A 20599-nucleotide genomic window follows, 5' to 3' on the forward strand; every position below is an offset into this window, starting at 1 on the left:
ATGTCAGCCCGGTTGCCCGCCCCTCACAGGTCAGGTTATAAAAGCGCCACCCATTCCGGTGCATGCGCCGCCCTTTTACCCCTTGACTTTGGAGAACGCATGATCGATCTCGCCACCGCCCAGCAATTCCTGATGACCCGCGGCCTCGACTTCGGCCTCAACCTCCTCGCCGCGATCGTCTTATGGTTCATCGGCCGCTGGGCGATCCGCATCGGTACCCGCCTGCTCGGCAAGGTCGTTCGCCGCAGCGGCAAGGTCGACCCGACGCTCACCGATTACCTGACCTCCGTCGTCGGCGTGCTGCTGACGATCCTGCTGATCCTCGCGATCCTGCAGATCTTCGGCGTGCAGACCACCTCGTTCGCCGCGTTGCTCGCCGGCCTCGGCCTCGCGATCGGTACCGCCTGGGGCGGCTTGCTCGCGCATTTCGCCGCCGGCGTATTCATGCAGGTGCTGCGCCCGTTCAAGATCGGCGACGTGATCAGCGCGGGCGGCGTCACGGGCACCGTGAAGGAGCTCGGCCTGTTCGGCACGACGATCATCACCGCCGACAACATCGTGACGATCGTCGGCAACAACAAGATCTTCTCGGACAACATCGCGAACTACAGCGCAACGTCGCATCGCCGTGTCGACCTGACCGCGAAAATCGCGAACAGCGTCGATGCCGTCGACGCGATCAACCGTCTGAAGGCGTCGATCCAGCAGATCCCGAACGTGCTGACCAACCCGGCACCGGACGTCGGCGTGCTGCAGTTCACGCCGGAAGGCCCGCTGCTGTTCGTGCGCCCGTCCACGCAGCCCGAAAACTACTGGCAGGTGTACTGCGACACCAACCGCGTGATCCTCGAAACGTTCCGCGACGCGCAGTACCCGACACCCGAAACACCGGTCGCGCATCGCAGCGCGTAACGCGCAACAGCCGCAACGGACGAAAAAAAGCGTGGCACTCGTGAACTGCACCCCAAAAGTTGGACACCGATCCAACCTTTGGGGTGTTTTTCATGACGAAGTACGACGAGCAATTCAAGCAACGGGTTGTCAACGCGTATCTGAGTGGCGATATTGGTTTTGACGCACTGGCAGCCCGTCACGCAATCCATCCCGGAATGCTGCAGCGTTGGGTTGCGGCGTATCGCGCGCATGGCCGTGCGGGACTGCAGAGCAAATACAGCAGCTACGACGCACAGTTCAAGCTGCGGGTGTTGCAGCACATGCGGCGCGATGAGCTGTCCCTGCGTGAAGTCTCGGCGCTGTATGACATTCGTGATGCGGGTAGCGTGGCCCGCTGGGCGCGTCTGTATGATGAGGGCGGTATAAACGCTTTGACGCCCCGGCCGCGAGGGCGCTCCCGAAAGATGGCCACATCACTTCCACCCAAACCTACCGAAGCCGGCGCACTGGACGAGCGCACGCGTGAGGAATTGCTCAAGGAAAACGAGTATCTGCGCGCGGAGGTGGCCTACCTAAAAAAGCTCGATGCGCTGCTGGCCAAGAAGCAGGCAGCGCAAAAGAAAAAACGCAAATAGTGCGCGAGCTCAGGCAGCATCATCCGGTAGCGGCACTGCTGAAGGTGGCCGGTTTGGCGCGCAGCACGTTCTATTACCAGCTCGGGACGCTGAACGCCGACGATTGCCGCGCCGATCTGAAGGCGAAGATCCGGGCGGTGTTCGAGCATCACAAGGGTCGCTACGGCTATCGACGCGTCACGGCTGCCATCCGGCAAGCCGGGCATCTCGTCAACCACAAGGCCGTGCAACGGCTGATGCAGCAATTGCAACTGAAGTCCCTGGTGCGCCCGAAGAAATACCGTTCCTGGCGAGGTGAGGTCGGTCAAGCCGCGCCCAATCTGCTGCAACGCCAGTTCAGTGCCACGCAAGCCAACCAGAAGTGGGTAACGGATGTGACGGAATTCAATGTCGGCGGCCAGAAGCTGTATCTGTCGCCGGTGATGGACCTGTACAACGGCGAGATCGTGGCTTACCAGATGGATCGACATCCGAGCTTCGAGTTGGTCAGCGGCATGCTGAAGAAGGCGCTGGCCAAACTCCGACGCAAGGACAAACCGTTATTGCATTCGGATCAAGGCTGGCAATACCGGATGCCGGCGTTTCGCCGGCAACTGAAGAAACGCAAACTGACCCAGAGCATGTCCCGCAAGGGCAACTGCCTCGACAATGCCGCGATGGAAAGCTTCTTCGGTACGCTCAAGTCCGAGTGCTACAAGGGACATCGTTTCACTTGCGTGGACCATTTGCGCGACACACCCGACCACTACATCCACTACTACAACCACGAACGCATCAAGCTCAAATTGAAAGGGCTGAGTCCGGTGCAATACAGAACTCAGCCCTCGGGCGCCCAGCCCTCTCTACTGTCCAACTTTGCGGGGTCAGTTCATCGCCACGCTTTTTTACTGCGCAGAACAGGAAGAAGCCCGCGCTCAGCGCCCGCCCGCCTTCGGCGTCCCATCCGACCGTCGCCCGCGCACGAGCTTCCACACCGCGCCCAGCGCGACCGGCACGATCGCCGCGCCGATCCCGACCAGCACGATCACGTTCAGGTACTGGCGGATGAACGGGATATTGCCGAAGAAATAGCCGAGCAGCACGAGCAGCAGCACCCAGAGCAGCGCGCCGAGCACGTTGAACAACTGAAAGCGCGCGACGCTCATCGACGACGCACCCGCGACGAACGGCGCAAACGTGCGCACGACCGGAATGAAGCGGGCGAGCACGATCGTCTTGCCGCCGTGCTTGTCGTAGAACGAGTGGGTCTTCTGCAGCGCGGCGCGATCGAGGAACCGCTCGAGCACCGGGATATGCGTATTGAACACCTTCGGGCCGACCCAGCGGCCGATCAGGTAGTTCACGGTGTTGCCGGCAATCGCCGCGACGAGCAGCAGCGCGATCAGCGCGCCGACGTTCATTTCGCCCGTCGCCGCGAACGCGCCGCCGATGAACAGCAGCGAATCGCCGGGCAGGAACGGGAACACGACGAGCCCCGTCTCGCAGAACACGATCAGGAACAGGACGAGATAGACCCATGCGCCGTACTGCCGGATGAAATCGCCGAGGAAAGCATCGATATGCAGGACAAGGTTGACGAAATGAAGCAGCGTATCCAAATGCAATTCCTCGAAGGCGATGGGGCCGGAACGGCCGGAACAGGCCAGAGATGGCCGAGGCGCCCGCCAGCCAAGGCGGCGCGCGCAACGGGGTGATGATACCGAAACTACCTTAAGGCTCCGTGAAAAAACGTAACGGCCGGCCGCCCCGGCACGCGTTCGCGGCCTCGCTATAATTCGGCCATGTCCGATATCACCGAAACGGCCGCGGGCGCCGCACCCGCCCCCGCCGCGCGCCCGCTGCGCGCGATCCAGCCCCTGCCCGACCAGTTGATCAGCCAGATCGCCGCCGGCGAGGTCGTCGAACGCCCGGCGTCGGTCGTCAAGGAACTGCTCGAGAACGCGATGGACGCGGGCGCGACGACGCTGCGCATCGTGCTGGAAGAAGGCGGCGTCAAGCGCATCTCGATCACCGACGATGGCTGCGGGATTCCGCCCGATGAACTGGCGCTCGCGCTGATGCGCCACGCGACCAGCAAGATCCGCTCGCTCGAGGAGCTCGAGGCGGTCGCGACGCTCGGGTTCCGCGGCGAAGCACTCGCGTCGATCGCATCGGTCGCCGAGATGTCGATCACGAGCCGGACGGCCGATGCCGCGCACGCGATGAAGATCGATGCGCACACAGGCGTGCTGTCGCCCGCCGCCGGCTCGATCGGCACGACGATCGAGGTACGCGAGCTGTACTTCAACACGCCCGCGCGGCGCAAGTTCCTGAAGAGCGAGCAGACGGAATTCGGCCACTGCCTGGAAATGATCCGCCGCGCGGCGCTCGCGCGGCCGGACGTCGCGATCTCGGTGCTGCACAACGGCAAGGCCGTCGAGCACTGGAATGCGACCGAGCCCGCGCAGCGCGTCGCGAAGATCCTCGGCGACAGCTTCGCGACCGCGCACCTGCCGCTCGACGAGCAGGCCGGCCCGCTCGCCGTGTACGGCTGCGCCGGCCTGCCGACCGCGAGCCGCGGGCGCGCCGATCAGCAGTATTTCTTCGTGAACGGCCGCTTCGTGCGCGACAAACTGCTGACGCACGCGGTGCGCGCGGCCTACGAGGACGTGCTGCATGGCGACCGTTACCCGTCGTACGTGCTGTTCCTCGACCTGCCGCCCGAAGCCGTCGACGTGAACGTGCATCCGTCGAAGATCGAAGTACGGTTCCGCGATTCGCGCTCGATCCACCAGTACGTGTTCCATGCGGTCCAGCGGGCGCTCGCGCGCCATGCGGGTGCGTCGCCGGAAACCACCGCGGGCGGCCATGCCGCGCATCTCGAACCCGCGCCGCGCGGGCCCGCATCGTTCCTCGACACGCCGCTCGGCCAGAGCCCGGGCGCCGCGACCGGCGGCAGCGGCGGCAGCGGCGGTATCGGCGGCAGCGGCTTCTCATCGCCGTCGTCATCCTCGTCGACCGGCAACACGTGGATGCGCCAGGCGCGGATGACGCAGGGCACGCTGCCCGTCGCGCAGCCGCTCGCGCTCTACGATGCGCTGTTCGGCCGCAAGGACAGCGGCGCGGGCACGCCGGACGGCACGACGCTCATCGCCCGCGATACGGCCGACGCGCCGGTCGCGCCGCTGCCGGGCTTCGCCGCGTCGCCGCTCGCCGCCAGCGCGCACGACGAGCAGCCGCTCGGCTTCGCGCTCGGCCAGATCCACGGCATCTACGTGCTTGCGCAGAATGCGTACGGCCTCGTGATCGTCGACATGCACGCGGCGCACGAGCGGATCCTGTACGAACAGTTCAAGAACGCGCTCGCCGACCGCACGGTCGCCGTGCAGTCGCTGCTGCTGCCGATCTCGATGACGGCCACACCGGTCGAGATCGGCACGGTCGAGGAGGAACGTGACACGCTCGAATCGCTCGGCTTCGACCTCGCGGTGCTGTCGCCGACGACGCTCGCGATCCGTGCGGTGCCGGCGCTGCTGAAGGATGCGGACCTGCAGTCGCTCGCGCGCGCGGTGCTCGCCGACCTGCACGCGTTCGGCGGTTCGCGCGTGCTCACCGAGCGCCAGCACGAGCTGCTCGGCACGCTCGCGTGCCATCACGCGGTGCGCGCAAACCGGCGCCTGACGCTCGACGAGATGAACGCGCTGCTGCGCCAGATGGAGGCGACCGAGCGCGCGGACCAGTGCAATCATGGCCGGCCGACCTGGTATCAGCTCACGCTGAACGATCTCGACCGTCTCTTCATGCGCGGGCAATGAGCGCTTCTTCGCAGTCCAGCCCGACGACGATCGCCTGCCTGCTCGGCCCCACCGCTTCCGGCAAGACGGCCGCGGCGCTGGCGCTCGCCGCGCGCCGCCCGATCGAGATCGTCAGCGTCGATTCGGCGCTCGTCTACCGCGACATGGATATCGGCACCGCGAAACCGTCGCGCGACGAACGCGCTAGCGTGCCGCATCACCTGATCGACATCATCGACCCGGCCGACGCGTATTCGGCCGCGGAATTCCGCGCGGACACGCTGCGGCTGATCGGCGAGATCGTCGCGCGCGGCCGCACGCCGCTGCTCGCGGGCGGCACGATGCTGTACTACAAGGCGCTGACGCAAGGGCTCAGCGACCTGCCGGGCGCCGACCCGGAGGTTCGCGCGGCACTCGACGCCGACGCCGCGCGCGACGGCTGGCCCGCGCTGCACGCGCGACTCGCGCAAGTCGATCCCGACACGGCCGCGCGGCTCGCGCCGAACGATTCGCAGCGGATCCAGCGCGCACTGGAAATCTTCATGCTGAGCGGGCAGCCGATGTCGGCGCTGCTCGCCGCGCCGCGCCGCACGGACGATGCGGCCGCCGCGTACCGCTTCGTACCGGTCGCGCTCGAGCCGTCGGACCGCGCGGTGCTGCACGCACGGATCGCGCAGCGCTTCGACGCAATGCTCGATGCGGGCTTCATCGACGAAGTCGAACGGCTGCGGCGCCGCGACGATCTCCATCCCGACCTGCCGTCGATGCGTTGCGTCGGCTACCGGCAGGCGTGGGAATTCCTCGACGGCGACACCGACTACCGGACGATGCGCGACAAGGGCATTTTCGCGACACGCCAGCTGTGCAAGCGCCAGATCACGTGGCTGCGCGCGATGCCGGAGCGGATCGTGGTCGACTGCATCGCGCCGGATGCGACGGCCCGCGCGCTCGACGCGCTCGAACGCGTCCTCGACGGCCGGACGCCGGGCTGACGCGTCAGCCCGCCCGACGCGCCGCGAGGCGCGCGCGGGCGCCGTCGACGATCCATGCGATGCCGCGCTCGAACGCCTCGTCGGCGCTGCGCTCGCGCAGTGCGGCCCAGCCTTTCGCGAACCGCGGATACTCGGCCGCGTCCGGCAGCAGCGCATCGGCGTCGCCGTCCGGCGCCGCCTGCTCTTCCAGCACCCATCCGACCACGAAGCGGCCGATCGCGACCATCACGTCGACCGCTTCGTCCGGCGTGAACCCCGCGTCGCCGAGCAGCGTGACCTTGCGTTCGATCGAGCTGAAATGCAGCGCGCGCGGCCGCGTGCCGGCGTGCAGGCGCGCACCGTCGCGATAGGCGAGCAGCGCGCGGCGAAAACTGCGCGCATTCTCCGCGAGCCATGCGTCCCATACGTCGCCCGGCTGCGGCAGCGACGCACCGTGACGCTCGAGCATGATCGCCTCGGCCATCGCGTCGAGCAGCTCGGCCTTGTTCCTGAAATGCCAGTACAGCGTCGGCGACTGCACGCCGAGCCGCTCGGCAAGCCGCCGCGTCGACAGCCCGTCGATCCCCACCTCATCCAGCAATTCGAGCGCCGCGCGCAATACCGTGTCGCGCGTCAGCCGCGCGCCTGTGTCCTTCATCTCTATCACCGATAGGGAAACTGTGGAATACTTCGCACTCTATCATCGATAGAGTGATGCTCTTGAATCCGTCCCTGATTGCCATCCTGGCCACGGTCCTGCTCGACGCGATCGGCGTCGGGATCGTGATGCCGATCCTGCCCGGGCTGCTGCGCTCGCTCGCCGCTGCGGGCAGCACCGACACCCACTACGGGATCCTGCTCGCGCTGTACGCGTTCGCGCAGTTCCTGTGCGCGCCGCTGCTCGGCGCGCTGAGCGACCGTTTCGGCCGCCGCCCGGTGCTGCTCGCATCGCTCGCGGGCGCCGCGCTTGACTATCTGCTGATGGCGCTCGCGCCGACGCTCGCGTGGCTTTACGTCGGGCGCCTGATCGCGGGTATCACCGGCGCGAACGTCGCGGTCGCGACCGCGTATGTGACCGACGTGACGGCCGAGCCGGACCGCGCACGGCGCTTCGGCCAGCTCGGCGCGATGATGGGCATCGGCTTCATCGCCGGCCCGCTGATCGGCGGGCTGCTCGGCGCGCTGCACCTGCGCGCGCCGTTCGTCGCGGCCGCGTTGCTCAACGCGCTGAATCTCGTGCTCGTGTGGCGTGTATTGCCGGAATCGCGGCCGCGTTCGGCCCGGGAAGGCCGGACGGTCGGCGCGCTCAACCCGTTCGCAAGCCTGCGCCGGCTGAGCGGCGCGCCCGCGCTCGCGCCGCTGGTCGGTATCTACGTGATCGTGGCACTCGTGTCGCAGGCGCCCGCTACGCTGTGGATCCTGTATGGCCAGGAACATTTCGGCTGGTCGACGCCGGTCGCCGGGCTGTCGCTCGCCGGCTACGGCGCGTGCCACGCGCTCGCGCAGGCGTTCGCGATCGGGCCGCTGATCGCGCGGCTCGGCGAGCGGCGCGCGCTCGCGCTGGGTCTTGCAGGCGATGCGCTCGGGCTGGCGGTCATCGCGTTCGCGACCGCCGCATGGGTGCCGTTCGCGCTGCTGCCGCTGTTCGCGGCCGGCGGCATGACGCTGCCGGCGTTGCAGGCGATGCTCGCGCGGCAGGTCGACGATGCGCGCCAGGGCGAACTGCAGGGCACGCTGGCGAGCGTCGCGAGCCTGATCGGCATCGCGGGGCCGCTGGTCGTCACCGCGACTTACGCGGCGACGCGCGCGACCTGGCCGGGGCTCGTGTGGGCCGCCGCCGCGCTGCTGTACCTGCTCGTGCCGCCGCTGTTGGCCGGCGCGCGCCCGGCGAGCGCGCCGCGAGCGTCCGCGTAAGCGTCGGCATGCGCCGTCGCGCTCAGCCCGCGAGCGTGACGAGATTCGCGTCGCGCACGAGCTGCCAGCGGCCGTCGGTCTTGCGGAAGATCGTCAGCGTGTGGCCCGACCGGCGGATCGTGTCGCCGCCCGGCGGCGTCGCGTCGATCTCGATGAAATTGCGCATGTATGCCCAGTCGCCGATCACGCGCAGCTCGTCGATCCGGTAGCGGCCGTCGATCTTCGGCGCGTGTTCCGCGCCGGCGTTCGCGTCGCGCGACGCGGCCGCGAACGCCGCCTTGTCGAACGGCGGCTTGCCGGCCACCATGAAGATCGCGTCGTCGGCGATCAGGTCGAGCACGGTCGCCAGATCGCCGCGCCGGCTCGACACGAACCAGTTGTCCACGAGCTCGCGGATCGCACGTTCGTCTTCGGTCATCGTCGCCCCTCCTTCATCGGCGCGCGTCCGACCGCACGCGGCGCCCGAAAAAAAAAACCGCCCGGATCGATTCCGGGCGGCTTTCCGTGCTGCATTCTGCTGCTGCCGTGCGTCAGACCACGACCGTCTGCGCCTCGCCTTCGCGGGTCGCACGCACGGTGCCGATCTTCCACACCTGTTCGCCGGCGGCGGTCAGGTCGGCGATCGCTGCGTCGGCATCGGCCGCCGAGACGATCACGGCCATGCCGATCCCACAGTTGAACACGCGGTGCATTTCCGCGTCGGCGACGCCGCCGTGCTCCTGCAGCCACTTGAACAGCGGCGGCAGCGGCCATGCTTTCTGGTCGAGCTCGGCGGTGAGGCCTTCGCGCAGCACGCGCGGGATGTTCTCGACGAGACCGCCGCCCGTGATGTGCGCCATGCCCTTCACCGACAGCTTCTGCATCAGCGCGAGCAGCGGCTTCACGTAGATGCGCGTGGGCGCCATCAGCGCGTCGGCCAGCGAGCGACCGTGGAAATCGGCCGACAGATCGGGATTCGCGCGCTCGATGATCTTGCGCACGAGCGAGAAGCCGTTCGAGTGGATGCCGCTCGATGCGAGGCCCAGCACCACGTCGCCTTCGGCGATCGTGCTGCCGTCGATGATCTTGCTCTTCTCGACCGCGCCGACCGCGAAGCCGGCCAGGTCGTATTCGCCGTCCGGGTACATGCCCGGCATTTCGGCCGTTTCGCCGCCGATCAGCGCGCAGCCCGACAGTTCGCAGCCCTGCGCGATGCCCTTGACGACCGTTGCGGCGGTGTCGACGTCGAGCTTGCCGCACGCGAAGTAGTCGAGGAAGAACAGCGGCTCGGCACCCTGCACGAGGATGTCGTTCACGCTCATCGCGACGAGATCCTGGCCGACGGTGTCGTGTTTGTTCAGATGAAAGGCCAGCTTGAGCTTGGTGCCCACGCCGTCGGTGCCCGACACGAGCACGGGCTCCTTGTACTTCTTCGGCACTTCGAACAGCGCGCCGAACCCGCCGATGCCGCCGAGCACGCCGTCGCGCAGGGTTTTCTTCGCAAAAGGCTTGATCTTGTCGATGAGCGCGTCGCCTGCGTCGATGTCGACACCTGCGTCGCGATAGGACAGACCCTGAGCGTCGGGAGCGGATTTCGGAGGATTCATGGGGGAATGCAAGAAGGTCGGTAAAATGCGATTTTACCCGAAGCCGGCCCGTTGGCCGGAATTCCCAGCACCGAATCGTCAGGGATTGCATCTTGGTCGACACGTCCCCGTTTTCTTCGCTACGCGAGCCGCGCCGGAACCCGCGCGTCGCCGTGCGTGCGGCCGCGTGGTCGAGCACCGGAGCACTCCCCCGCGCGTGCCCGGCGTACGGCACGCGTTTTTTCAACCGACCCGCATTGTGACTGCTGTGTCCCGTCAACTGACGCTCGATCTCGGCACGCCGCCGCCCGCCACGTTCGACAACTTCATCATGAGCGACGAGAACGACGAGCTCGTCACGCGCCTGCAGAAGCTCGATCTCGCGCTCGCGGCCGGCCCCGTGCCGGACCGGTCGTTCTATATCTGGGGCGAGCCGGGCAGCGGCCGCACCCATCTGCTCCAAGCGCTCGTGAGCGACGCGTCGTACGGCTATGCGCGCTACCTGACGCCGCAGAGCCCGCTCGGCGCGTTCACGTTCGACCCGCGCATCGGCATCTATGCGATCGACGACTGCGACCGGATGAGCGACACGCAGCAGGTCGCGCTGTTCAACCTGTTCAACGAAGTGCGCGCGCACCCGTCGAGCGCGTTCGTCGCGGCGGGCCCGGCGGCGCCGCTCGCGCTCGACGTGCGCGAGGATCTGCGCACGCGCCTCGGCTGGGGGCTGGTGTTCCACCTGTCGCCGCCGTCCGATGCCGGCAAGATCGCCGTGCTCAAGCTCGCGGCGAAGGAGCGCGGGATCGCGCTCACCGACGACATCGCCGCGTACCTGCTGACCCATTTCCGCCGCGACATGCCGAGCCTGATGGCCTTGCTCGACGCGCTCGACCGCTTCTCGCTCGAGCAGAAACGCGCGGTCACGCTGCCGCTGCTGCGCCGGATGCTCGCGCGTCCCGGCGACGACATCACACCACCGGGCACCGGCCCGAACCGCTTCGAGTAAAATGCGCTTCCATGACTAATCTGGCACTCTTTGACCTCGACCACACGCTGATCCCGACCGATAGCGACCACGAATGGGGTCGCTTCATGGTGAAGCTCGGTATCGTCGACGCGGAAAGCTTCTCGCGTCAGAACGACCAGTTCTTCGCCGACTACAAGGCCGGCCAGCTCGACATCCACGCGTACCTCACGGCGATGCTCACGCCGCTCGCGAAGTATTCGCGTGCACAGCTCGCCGAGTGGCACGCGCAGTACATGCACGAGGTGATCCGGCCCGCGATGACACCCGCCGCACTCGAACTCGTGCGCGGGCACCTCGATGCGGGCGACCTGTGCTGCGTCGTGACGGCGACCAACGAATTCATCACGCGCCCGATCGCGACCGCGTTCGGCGTCGACACGCTGATCGCGTGCGAGGTCGAAACGACCGACGGGCATCCCGATTCGCCGTACACGGGCCGCCCGACCGGCACGCCGAGCTATCGCGAAGGCAAGATCGTGCGCACCGAAGCGTGGCTCGCGTCGCTCGGCAAGCACTGGGACGACTTCGAACACAGTTATTTCTACAGCGACTCGCACAACGACATCCCGTTGCTCGAGAAAGTCACCGACCCGATCGCGACCAACCCCGACGACACGCTGCGTGCGCATGCAAGCAACCGCGGCTGGCGCATCCTGGATCTCTTCTGAACGTCGTGATCAAAAAATTCATTCGCAAGCTGCTCGGGCAGGACGAAACCGAGCAAACGTCTCCCGCCGCGGCCCAGGCCGACGAAGCGGCCCCTGCTGCCCCGCGCGCCTCGAAGGGCGCCCGCGGCGGCGGCACGAAAAAACCGCGCAGCAACCATGAGCCGACCGTCGTGCCGGCCAGCGTGCACGGCATCAACCCGGCGCTGATCTCGAAGAACGCGGTGCGCGTGACCGATACGCTGCAGCAGGCGGGTTTTCGCGCGTTCATCGTCGGCGGCGCCGTGCGCGACCTGCTGCTCGGCATCGCGCCGAAGGACTTCGACGTCGCGACCGACGCGACGCCGACCGAGGTGCAGCGCCTGTTCCGCCGCGCGCGCCTGATCGGCCGCCGCTTCCAGATCGTCCACGTGCAGTTCGGCCAGGAACTGATCGAGGTATCGACGTTCCGCGCGCTGGTCGACGCGCCGCCCGAGGCGGCCGCGGCCGCCGCCGAGCCGCCGAGGCGCCTGAAGCGCGACGAACTCGATCGCCGCACGCACGCGGTCGATGCGAGCGGCCGCGTGCTGCGCGACAACGTGTGGGGCGAGCAGCACGAGGACGCCGCGCGCCGCGACTTCACGATCAACGCGATGTACTACGACCCGTCGACGCAGACGGTGCTCGACTATCACGACGGGATGGCCGACGTCCGCGCCCGCCTGTTGCGGATGATCGGCGATCCGGCCACCCGCTTCCGCGAGGATCCGGTGCGGATGCTGCGCGTCGTGCGCTTCGCGGCGAAGCTCGATTTCGAGATCGAACCGCATACGCGCGAGCCGATCAACGCGCTCGCCGACCTGATCAACAACGTGCCGGCCGCGCGCCTGTTCGACGAAATGCTGAAGCTGCTGCTGTCGGGCCACGCGCTCGCGTGCCTGCAGCGGCTGCGCAAGGAAGGCCTGCATCACGGGCTGCTGCCGCTGCTCGACGTCGTGCTCGAACAGCCGCAGGGCGAGAAGTTCATCACGCTCGCGCTGAACAACACCGACGCGCGCGTACGCGCCGGCAAGCCGGTGTCGCCGGGCTTCCTGTTCGCGACGCTGCTGTGGCACGACATGCGCCAGCGTTTCGAGCAATACACGGCCGCGGGCGAAATCCCGGTGCCGGCGCTCCATCGCGCGATGGACGACGTGCTCGACATGCAGACCGAGAAACTCGCGATCCACAAGCGTTATTCGGCCGACATGCGCGAGATCTGGGGCCTGCAGCTGCGCCTCGAGAAACGCTCGGGCCGCAGCGCGATGCGGCTGCTGGAACACCAAAGGTTTAGAGCGGGGTATGATTTCCTCCTGTTACGCTGCGAATCCGGCGAGCTCGATACGGAAGTCGGACAGTGGTGGACGGATTTCATCGAAGGCGACGCGGCCGCTCGCGAGGCATTGCTCACGCAAGGTGGCTCGAAGGAAAAATCGCCCCGCAAGCGGCGCCGCCGCGGCGGTGCGCGAAATCGCAATCCGGGTGAAGGTGCCGCCGAGCAGGCGCCGGATACCGCGGGCGGTACCGCGAGCGGTTCCGACGACTGACGCGTGCGCCGGCGAACGACGTAGGAAGTGATGCCATGACGGTTGCATATATCGGATTGGGGGCGAATCTCGGCGATGCGCGCCAGACCCTGAAGGACGCGGTGGTGTGCCTCGCGCAACAGCGCACCATCTCGATCCTCGGCAAGTCGAGCCTGTATCGCACGGCGCCGTTCGAAGCGGGCGGCGACGACTACTACAACTGCGTCGTCAAGCTCGACACGACGCTGTCGGCCCGCGAGCTGCTCGCGCTCTGCCAGAAGATCGAACATCACTTCGGCCGCGAACGCCCGTATCGCAACGCGCCGCGCACGCTCGACCTCGACATCCTGCTGTTCGGCGCCGATTCGATCGACGAACCCGACCTGATCGTCCCGCATCCACGCCTCACCGACCGTGCGTTCGCGCTCGTGCCGCTCGTCGAAATCGAGCCGGCGCTCGACATCCCCGCGCGCGGCCGTGCCGACGCCTTTCTCGCCGCCGTCGCGGATCAGCGCGTCGAAAAGGTGCAGACCTGCCAGTGCCTGATGCAGAAGGCGCTCGCTGCCGGCGACGACGCCGACAAGACCCGCTGCCGATGAATTCCACTCCCCTGACCGTCACCGCGCCCGACCTGCGCGCCCCGCACCGCTATCTCGTGATCGAAGGCCCGATCGGCGTCGGCAAGACGACGCTCGCGCGCCTGCTCGGCGAGCGCTGGTCGATGCAGGCGCTGCTCGAGCGCCCGCAGGACAACCCGTTCCTCGAACGCTTCTATCGCGACACCGCGCGCTACGCGCTGCCCGTGCAGCTGTCGTTCGCGCTGCAGCGCGCGCAGCAGGCGCGCGAGCTGATCGGCGCGCTCGACACGGGCCGCCCCGTGATCGCCGACTTCATGCCGCAGAAGAACGACATCTTCGCGCGGCTGAACCTGCCGGAAGACGAGTGGCAGCTGTATCGCTCGGTCGCCACGCACGTCGACGTGCCGCAGGCGCCGTCGCCCGATCTCGTCGTCTATCTGCAGGCCAGCCCCGAAGTGCTGTTCTCGCGCATCCAGAAGCGCGGGACGCCGATGGAACTGCAGATCAGCGACGCGTACCTGCGCTCGCTCGTCGACGCGTACAACGAATTCTTCTACCACTACGACCGCACGCCGGTGCTGACGGTCGCCGCCGAACACCTGAACCCGCTGGATTCCCCCGAAGATCTCGCCCTGCTGATCGAGCGCATCGAGACGATGCGCGGCCGCAAGGAATTCTTCGTCAAGGGCGAGACGACGCGCTGACGCGTCCCGCCTGTTGTTCCTCACCCATCGACCCGGATTTCCCCATGACCTATCTCCAGGAATCGAGCCGGCCTGCCGTGACGGTCCCCAAGCTGCAGGCAATGCGCGACGCCGGCGAGAAGATCGCGATGCTCACGTGCTACGACGCGAGCTTTTCCGCGCTGCTCGATCGTGCGGGCACCGACGTGCTGCTGATCGGCGATTCGCTCGGCAACGTGCTGCAGGGCCACACGACCACGCTGCCCGTGTCGCTCGACGACATCGCATACCATACCGCCTGTGTCGCACGGGCCCAGCCGCGCGCGCTCGTCGTCGCCGATCTGCCGTTCGGCACGTACGGGACGCCGGCCGACGCGTTCGCGAATTCGGTCAAGCTGATGCGCGCGGGCGCGCAGATGGTCAAGCTCGAAGGCGGCGAATGGCTCGCCGATACGATCCGCTTCCTCGTCGAACGCTCGGTGCCCGTCTGCGCGCACCTCGGCCTCACGCCGCAGTCGGTGCATGCGTTCGGCGGCTTCAAGGTCCAGGGCAAGACCGAAGCCGGCGCCGCTCAACTGCTGCGCGATGCGCGCGCGATCGAGGATGCCGGTGCGCAACTCGTCGTGCTCGAAGCCGTGCCGACGCTCGTCGCGTCCGAAGTCACGCACATGCTGAAGATTCCGACGATCGGCATCGGCGCGGGCGTCGACTGCTCGGGGCAGGTGCTCGTGCTGCACGACATGCTCGGCGTGTTCCCCGGCAAGCGGCCGCGTTTCGTGAAGGATTTCATGCAGGGGCAGCCGAACATTCAGGCGGCCGTCGAAGCCTACGTGAGCGCGGTGAAGGACCGGTCGTTCCCGGGTCCGGAACACTCGTTCTGACGTAACAGGCCGGATGTAAAAAAGCGCGGCACCCTTTGCGGAGCGCCGCGCTTTTCGTTGGGATGCCACGTTGCCGAAGGCCAGTGGCAGCGAGTGTTCGGACACACGGCCCGAATCGTCATCGCATCACTTCAATACCGCGTCGAGTGCGCCGCGCAATGCATTGGTCAGCAGCAGCGCTTGCGCCCGCGCCAGATCGTCGAGCGTGACGATGCGCTCCACCGCGCCGAATGCGGGATCATCGAGCAGCACGCCGCGCATCACGCCCGGCAGCACGCCGGACGCCAGCGGCGGCGTCACCCACTGGCCGTCGAGCTTCACGAACAGGTTCGAGCGCCCGCCTTCCGTCACCTCGCCGCGCTCGTTGACGAACAGCATGTCGAAACCGCCGAGCGCCTCCGCAGCCTGCCACGCACGGTCGTATTCGGCCCGGCGCGTGGTCTTGTGCAGCAGCAGCGCATCGCTCGCGCGGGTCGGCGCGAAGCCGTGCGCAGAGGCCAGCAGCACGCCGACCGGCCCCGCCGGCAGCGGCTTGAGCGGTGCCGCGACGATCTCGACCGTGCCGTCCTTCGCGAGTGAGAGCTTCATCCGGTACGGGCCATCGCCGTCGAGCGCAGCGCAACGCGCGTCGATCTCACGACGCAACGCATCGGCGTCGAAGCGAAAGCCGAACGCATCGGCGCTGCGCTGCAGCCGCGTGAGATGGCGATCGAGATGGCGGATCCCGTCCGCCTGCGTGGCGGCCGTCGTTTCGAACAGCTGGAAGCCAGGGTCGGCGTCCGTCAGGAATCGCGCTTTCAATTCGCACTCCGCATATTCGTCGGCCGCGACGCTGTCGAGCACGATGCCCGCGCCGACGCCCATCGTGCCGCGCCGCCGGCCGGCAGCGGCCGTTGCCGCGTCGCGCGTGGCGATCGTCGCGGCAGCATCGGCTGCGACCGCATCGAGCGTCAGCGTCCGGATCGCGACCGACAGGCAAAAATCGCCGCAACCGGCCGCGCCGGCGGGCGCCGCAGCGCCTGCCGACGCGGCCTCGTCCTTCGGCGCATCGAGCCAGCCGATCGCACCGGTATACAGCCCGCGCGGCGTCGACTCGATCGCATCGATCAATTCCATCGTCTTGTACTTCGGCGCACCGGTGATCGACCCGCACGGAAACAGCGCGCGCAGCATCTGCGCGAACGTCGTGCCGTCGCGCCAGCCGGCTTCGACCGTCGACGTCATCTGCCACACCGACGCATACGGCTCGACGGAGAACAGCGCCGGCACCTTGACGCTGCCCGTGCGCGCGATCCGCGACACGTCGTTGCGCAGCAGGTCGACGATCATCACGTTTTCCGCGCGGTTCTTCGGGTCACTTGCGAGGAACGCAGCGGCCGCCGCGTCTTCACGTGGGTCGGCCGAGCGCGGTGCGGTGCCTTTCATCGGCCGCGCGCGCAGCACGTCGCCATGCTTCTCGACGAACAGCTCCGGCGAGCACGACACGACCCATGCGCCGTCGGGCAGCGCGATCAGCGCGCCGTACCGCACCGGCTGGCGCGCGCGCAGCCGCCGGTACAGCGCGAGCGGCGTGCCGAACACGTCGAAATTCAGCCGGTACGTGTAGTTGACCTGATACGAATCGCCTGCGCGCAGCGCGTCGTGCACCGCGCCGATCGCCGCGTCGAACGCGTCGCACGACACGCTCTTCGCGACGTGCGCGACGCCCGCGATCGACGGCGTGCCGCCGCCGTCCTGCTGCGCGAGCCATGCGTCGACGTCGTCGCGCGACAGCCGCTCGCAGCGCGCATACAGCAAAAAGCGCAGCGGGGCATCGCCCGGCTGCGCCCGTTGCAGGTTGCGTCCGAATTCGTAATCGCCGACGACGACCGCATGCAGCCCGTCGCGCAGGTCCTGCACAAGCGCCGCGTCGATGGCGTCGAGCTGCGCCGGGTCCGTGCACACGCGTTCGCGCACGAAACCCGAATACAAACGACTCGACCGCGCGGACGCGGTCGAGTCGCAATCGTCCAAGAGCGCGAACGACGCGCTCTCGTTGCCTTCAGTCATGCCGTTACTCGAAGAAGCTCTTCACCCGGTCGAACCAGCTCTTGCTCTGCGGGCTGTGACGCGCGCCGCCCTCGGCCAGCGACTTCTCGAACTGCTTGAGCAGGTCGCGCTGGTGGTCGGTCAGCTTCACGGGCGTCTCGACCTGCACGTGCACGTACAGATCGCCCGCAATGCTCGAACGCAACCCCTTGATGCCCTTGCCGCGCAGGCGGAACGTCTTGCCCGACTGCGTGCCTTCCGGCACCGGGAACGACGCACGGCCGGCCAGCGTCGGCACCTCGATCTCGCCGCCGAGTGCGGCGGTCGTGAACGGAATCGGCATCTGGCAGTGGAGATCGTCGCCGTCGCGCTCGAACACCGCGTGCGGCTTGATGTGGATCTCGACGTACAGGTCGCCCGGCGGCCCGCCGTTGATGCCCGGCTCGCCGTTGCCGGCCGAGCGGATCCGCATCCCGTCGTCGATCCCGGCCGGGATCTTCACTTCGAGCGTCTTGGTTTCCTTCACCTTGCCCGACCCGTGGCAATGCGCGCACGGCTCGGGGATGTAGGTGCCCGTGCCATGGCACTTCGGGCAGGTCTGCTGGATGCTGAAGAAGCCCTGCGACATGCGCACCGTGCCCTGGCCGTGACAGGTCGGGCAGGTTTCCGGCTTCGTGCCGGGCTTCGCGCCCGACCCGTGGCAGACTTCGCACGACACCCAGCTCGGCACGCGGATCTGCGTGTCGTAGCCGTGCGCGGCCTGCTCGAGCGTGATTTCCATGCTGTAGCGCAGGTCGGCGCCGCGGTACACCTGCGGGCCGCCGCGGCCGCCGCGCGCGGCGCCGCCCGCGGCCTGGCCGAAGATGTCGCCGAAGATGTCGCCGAATGCATCCGCGAAGCCGCCGAAGCCCTGCGCGCCCGCACCGCCCATGTTCGGATCGACGCCCGCGTGGCCGTACTGGTCGTACGCGGCCCGCTTCTGCCCATCCGACAGCATTTCATAGGCTTCCTTCACCTCCTTGAAATGCTCTTCCGCATCCTTGCTGTCCGGATTGCGGTCAGGGTGATACTTCATCGCAAGCTTGCGATATGCCTTCTTGATTTCGTCGTCGCTCGCATTCTTCGCGACGCCCAGAACCTCGTAGTAATCCCGTTTCGCCATATCGATTCACTGTGCCGCCACGCATCGCGCACGCGGCGGCTCCTTTCGCCCGCAGTAAAGTCTCTCGACTCGTCTGGCGCTGCACCGTCCGCGGACGGCTCGCGCAGCACCCGCCAAAAAACAAATGTGCCCGGAGGGCCGCAAGGCCCGCCAGGCGTGGAGTCGATCCGGCCATCCGGAAGGAAAGACAGACCGCTTTTCAGTCGCTTGTCAGCCGCGCCGCGCGCGTTTTGCGCGCGCGGCGTACGCTGCCATGGCAACCCGGCTTAGTCCTTCTTCACTTCCTTGAACTCGGCGTCGACGACGTCGTCGGCAGCCTGTTGCGCACCACCCGCGTGAGCCGCGCCTTCCGCCGCACCGGCCGCGCCGGCGGCACCCGCCTGCTGGGCCTGCATGTCGGCGTACATCTTCTCGCCGAGCTTCTGCGACACCTTGCCGAGCTCCTCGACCTTCGCGTCGATCGCAGCCTTGTCGGCCGACGAGTCCTTCAGCGCTTCCTCGAGCGACTTCAGCGACGCTTCGATCGCTTCCTTCTCGCCCGCGTCCAGCTTGTCGCCGTACTCGGTCAGCGCCTTCTTCGTGCTGTGGACCAGCGCGTCGCCCTGGTTGCGCGAATCGGCCAGCTCGCGCAGCTTGTGATCTTCCGCTGCGTTCGCTTCCGCGTCCTTGATCATCTGGTCGATTTCAGCCTCGGACAGGCCCGAGTTCGCCTTGATCGTGATCTTGTTTTCCTTGCCGGTCGCCTTGTCCTTCGCGCCGACGTGCAGGATGCCGTTCGCGTCGATGTCGAAGGTCACTTCGATCTGCGGCACGCCGCGCGGTGCGGGCGGGATGCCTTCGAGGTTGAACTCGCCGAGCAGCTTGTTGCCCGCCGCCATTTCGCGCTCGCCCTGGAACACCTTGATCGTCACGGCGCCCTGGTTGTCGTCGGCCGTCGAGTACACCTGGGCGTGCTTCGTCGGGATCGTCGTGTTCTTGTTGATCATCTTCGTCATCACGCCGCCGAGCGTCTCGATACCGAGCGACAGCGGGGTCACGTCGAGCAGCAGCACGTCCTTGCGGTCGCCCGACAGCACTTGGCCCTGGATCGCCGCGCCGACCGCGACGGCTTCGTCCGGGTTCACGTCACGGCGCGGATCCTTGCCGAAGAACTCCTTCACCTTCTCCATGACCTTCGGCATGCGCGTCTGGCCGCCGACCAGGATCACGTCGTCGATGTCCGACACCTTGACGCCTGCGTCCTTGATCGCGATGCGGCACGGTTCGATCGTGCGCTCGACGAGGTCTTCCACCAGCGCTTCCAGCTTCGCGCGGGTGATCTTCAGGTTCAAGTGCTTCGGGCCCGACGCGTCCGCCGTGATGTACGGCAGGTTGATTTCGGTCTGCTGGCCCGACGACAGCTCGATCTTCGCCTTTTCGGCGGCTTCCTTCAGGCGCTGCAGCGCGAGCACGTCCTTCGACAGGTCGACGCCCTGCTCCTTCTTGAACTCGCCGATGATGTAATCGATGATGCGCTGGTCGAAGTCTTCGCCGCCGAGGAACGTGTCGCCGTTGGTCGACAGCACTTCGAACTGCATTTCGCCGTCGACGTCCGCGATCTCGATGATCGACACGTCGAACGTGCCGCCGCCGAGGTCATACACGGCGATCTTGCGGTCGCCCTTCTCGACCTTGTCGAGACCGAACGCGAGCGCGGCTGCCGTCGGCTCGTTGATGATCCGCTTGACTTCGAGGCCCGCGATGCGGCCGGCGTCCTTGGTCGCCTGGCGCTGGCTGTCGTTGAAGTACGCCGGCACCGTGATCACGGCTTCCGTGACCGGCTCGCCGAGGTAGTCTTCGGCCGTCTTCTTCATCTTGCGCAGCACTTCGGCCGACACCTGCGGCGGCGCGAGCTTTTCGCCGTGCGCTTCGACCCATGCATCGCCGTTGTCGGCCTTGATGATCGTGTACGGCATCAGGCCGATGTCCTTCTGGACTTCCTTCTCTTCGAAGCGGCGGCCGATCAGGCGCTTCACGGCGAACAGCGTGTTCTTCGGGTTGGTCACCGACTGGCGCTTGGCCGGCGCGCCGACGAGCACTTCGTTGTCGTCCATGTACGCGATGATCGACGGCGTGGTGCGCGTGCCTTCCGAGTTCTCGATGACCTTGACCTGGTTGCCTTCCATGATGGCGACGCACGAGTTCGTGGTGCCGAGGTCAATACCGATGATCTTTCCCATTTTTTCCTAATCTCCAGAAATGCTTGTTTGCTGCACGAAACGCCGCGTTTTTGGGCGGTTTCG

Annotated in this window: 17 protein-coding genes and 1 pseudogene; 11 read left to right on the forward strand and 7 right to left on the reverse strand. The window is 67.1% G+C overall.

The features are described from left to right. The first annotated feature begins 99 nt into the window (after positions 1 to 99). Positions 100 to 912 carry a mechanosensitive ion channel family protein gene (locus HWX03_RS12950; RefSeq protein ID WP_175871494.1) on the forward strand — a complete coding sequence of 271 codons (813 nt, stop codon included), beginning with the start codon at positions 100 to 102 and terminating at the stop codon, positions 910 to 912. Between the two features lie 92 nt (positions 913 to 1004). Further along, positions 1005 to 2362 (forward strand): annotated as a pseudogene (locus HWX03_RS12955) (IS3 family transposase); the annotation flags it as partial. A gap of 81 nt (positions 2363 to 2443) precedes the next feature. On the opposite strand, the gene HWX03_RS12960 reads toward HWX03_RS12955, so the two are convergent. After that, positions 2444 to 3127: a DedA family protein gene (locus tag HWX03_RS12960; protein ID WP_175820499.1), complete on the reverse strand. Its 684-nt coding sequence runs from the start codon at positions 3125 to 3127 to the stop codon at positions 2444 to 2446. A gap of 183 nt (positions 3128 to 3310) precedes the next feature. Between HWX03_RS12960 and mutL the strand changes: the two genes are divergently transcribed. Both mutL and miaA read left to right on the forward strand, forming a co-directional pair. Continuing rightward, positions 3311 to 5323, forward strand: a complete 2013-nt coding sequence (mutL, locus tag HWX03_RS12965; protein ID WP_175871495.1) for a DNA mismatch repair endonuclease MutL — start codon at positions 3311 to 3313, stop codon at positions 5321 to 5323. Continuing rightward, entirely contained in the window at positions 5320 to 6294 is a 975-nt protein-coding gene (gene miaA, locus HWX03_RS12970; protein WP_175871496.1) for a tRNA (adenosine(37)-N6)-dimethylallyltransferase MiaA, read from the forward strand. Before mutL ends, miaA begins: the two co-directional genes overlap by 4 nt. Before the next feature lie 4 nt (positions 6295 to 6298). On the opposite strand, the gene tetR is transcribed toward miaA, so the two are convergent. Beyond that, complete coding sequence (gene tetR, locus HWX03_RS12975) at positions 6299 to 6931, reverse strand: tetracycline resistance transcriptional repressor TetR (protein ID WP_175871497.1); 633 nt, start codon at positions 6929 to 6931, stop codon at positions 6299 to 6301. A 56-nt stretch (positions 6932 to 6987) separates the two neighbouring features. Between tetR and tet the strand changes: the two genes are divergently transcribed. Further along, positions 6988 to 8187, forward strand: a complete 1200-nt coding sequence (gene tet, locus HWX03_RS12980; protein ID WP_175871498.1) for a Tet(A)/Tet(B)/Tet(C) family tetracycline efflux MFS transporter — start codon at positions 6988 to 6990, stop codon at positions 8185 to 8187. Between the two features lie 22 nt (positions 8188 to 8209). Here tet and HWX03_RS12985 read toward each other — a convergent pair whose 3' ends face one another. Then, entirely contained in the window at positions 8210 to 8605 is a 396-nt protein-coding gene (locus HWX03_RS12985) for an SgcJ/EcaC family oxidoreductase (RefSeq protein ID WP_175871499.1), read from the reverse strand. Between the two features lie 112 nt (positions 8606 to 8717). Continuing rightward, complete coding sequence (purM, locus tag HWX03_RS12990; RefSeq protein WP_069255850.1) at positions 8718 to 9773, reverse strand: phosphoribosylformylglycinamidine cyclo-ligase; 1056 nt, start codon at positions 9771 to 9773, stop codon at positions 8718 to 8720. A 247-nt stretch (positions 9774 to 10020) separates the two neighbouring features. On the opposite strand from purM, the gene hda reads away from it, so the two are divergent. Genes hda through panB form a run of 6 tightly spaced genes read left to right on the forward strand, consistent with a single transcriptional unit; the run spans position 10021 to position 15127 of the window. Next, the gene (gene hda / locus HWX03_RS12995; RefSeq protein ID WP_012327945.1) at positions 10021 to 10755 is read left to right on the forward strand and encodes a DnaA regulatory inactivator Hda; all 735 of its coding nucleotides are present in this window, start codon (positions 10021 to 10023) and stop codon (positions 10753 to 10755) included. Between the two features lie 11 nt (positions 10756 to 10766). Then, positions 10767 to 11444: an HAD family hydrolase gene (locus HWX03_RS13000; RefSeq protein ID WP_175871500.1), complete on the forward strand. Its 678-nt coding sequence runs from the start codon at positions 10767 to 10769 to the stop codon at positions 11442 to 11444. A gap of 5 nt (positions 11445 to 11449) precedes the next feature. Continuing rightward, positions 11450 to 13006: a polynucleotide adenylyltransferase PcnB gene (gene pcnB / locus HWX03_RS13005; protein ID WP_175871501.1), complete on the forward strand. Its 1557-nt coding sequence runs from the start codon at positions 11450 to 11452 to the stop codon at positions 13004 to 13006. Positions 13007 to 13041: 35 nt separating this feature from the next. Next, a complete protein-coding gene (folK, locus tag HWX03_RS13010) occupies positions 13042 to 13584 on the forward strand; it encodes a 2-amino-4-hydroxy-6-hydroxymethyldihydropteridine diphosphokinase (RefSeq protein WP_175820507.1) in 543 nt (180 codons plus the stop codon). Continuing rightward, on the forward strand, positions 13581 to 14267 hold the full coding sequence (locus tag HWX03_RS13015; protein ID WP_175871502.1) for a deoxynucleoside kinase: 687 nt from the start codon (positions 13581 to 13583) through the stop codon (positions 14265 to 14267). Before folK ends, HWX03_RS13015 begins: the two co-directional genes overlap by 4 nt. Positions 14268 to 14311: 44 nt before the next feature. Beyond that, entirely contained in the window at positions 14312 to 15127 is an 816-nt protein-coding gene (panB, locus tag HWX03_RS13020) for a 3-methyl-2-oxobutanoate hydroxymethyltransferase (RefSeq protein WP_175820509.1), read from the forward strand. Positions 15128 to 15253: 126 nt separating this feature from the next. On the opposite strand, the gene HWX03_RS13025 is transcribed toward panB, so the two are convergent. From HWX03_RS13025 to dnaK, 3 genes are all read right to left on the reverse strand, one after another. After that, positions 15254 to 17176: a bifunctional anthranilate synthase component I family protein/class IV aminotransferase gene (locus tag HWX03_RS13025; RefSeq protein WP_175871503.1), complete on the reverse strand. Its 1923-nt coding sequence runs from the start codon at positions 17174 to 17176 to the stop codon at positions 15254 to 15256. Positions 17177 to 17180: 4 nt separating this feature from the next. Next, positions 17181 to 18317 carry a molecular chaperone DnaJ gene (dnaJ, locus tag HWX03_RS13030; RefSeq protein ID WP_174433010.1) on the reverse strand — a complete coding sequence of 379 codons (1137 nt, stop codon included), beginning with the start codon at positions 18315 to 18317 and terminating at the stop codon, positions 17181 to 17183. A 266-nt stretch (positions 18318 to 18583) separates the two neighbouring features. Next, positions 18584 to 20536 carry a molecular chaperone DnaK gene (gene dnaK, locus HWX03_RS13035; protein ID WP_175871504.1) on the reverse strand — a complete coding sequence of 651 codons (1953 nt, stop codon included), beginning with the start codon at positions 20534 to 20536 and terminating at the stop codon, positions 18584 to 18586. Between the last annotated feature and the right edge of the window lie 63 nt (positions 20537 to 20599).

Origin of the sequence: Burkholderia sp. BCC0397 (assembly GCF_902832865.1) — a bacterium.
Taxonomy (GTDB): domain Bacteria; phylum Pseudomonadota; class Gammaproteobacteria; order Burkholderiales; family Burkholderiaceae; genus Burkholderia.

Bases quoted from the DNA above. Each gene is read 5' to 3' on its own strand.
- HWX03_RS12950 (WP_175871494.1), top strand. From the start codon at position 100: ATGATCGATCTCGCCACCGCCCAGCAATTCCTGATGACCCGCGGCCTC.
- mutL (WP_175871495.1), top strand. From the start codon at position 3,311: ATGTCCGATATCACCGAAACGGCCGCGGGCGCCGCACCCGCCCCCGCC.
- miaA (WP_175871496.1), top strand. From the start codon at position 5,320: ATGAGCGCTTCTTCGCAGTCCAGCCCGACGACGATCGCCTGCCTGCTC.
- tetR (WP_175871497.1), bottom strand. From the start codon at position 6,931: ATGAAGGACACAGGCGCGCGGCTGACGCGCGACACGGTATTGCGCGCG.
- tet (WP_175871498.1), top strand. From the start codon at position 6,988: ATGCTCTTGAATCCGTCCCTGATTGCCATCCTGGCCACGGTCCTGCTC.
- HWX03_RS12985 (WP_175871499.1), bottom strand. From the start codon at position 8,605: ATGACCGAAGACGAACGTGCGATCCGCGAGCTCGTGGACAACTGGTTC.
- purM (WP_069255850.1), bottom strand. From the start codon at position 9,773: ATGAATCCTCCGAAATCCGCTCCCGACGCTCAGGGTCTGTCCTATCGC.
- HWX03_RS13000 (WP_175871500.1), top strand. From the start codon at position 10,767: ATGACTAATCTGGCACTCTTTGACCTCGACCACACGCTGATCCCGACC.
- folK (WP_175820507.1), top strand. From the start codon at position 13,042: ATGACGGTTGCATATATCGGATTGGGGGCGAATCTCGGCGATGCGCGC.
- HWX03_RS13015 (WP_175871502.1), top strand. From the start codon at position 13,581: ATGAATTCCACTCCCCTGACCGTCACCGCGCCCGACCTGCGCGCCCCG.
- panB (WP_175820509.1), top strand. From the start codon at position 14,312: ATGACCTATCTCCAGGAATCGAGCCGGCCTGCCGTGACGGTCCCCAAG.
- HWX03_RS13025 (WP_175871503.1), bottom strand. From the start codon at position 17,176: ATGACTGAAGGCAACGAGAGCGCGTCGTTCGCGCTCTTGGACGATTGC.
- dnaJ (WP_174433010.1), bottom strand. From the start codon at position 18,317: ATGGCGAAACGGGATTACTACGAGGTTCTGGGCGTCGCGAAGAATGCG.
- dnaK (WP_175871504.1), bottom strand. From the start codon at position 20,536: ATGGGAAAGATCATCGGTATTGACCTCGGCACCACGAACTCGTGCGTC.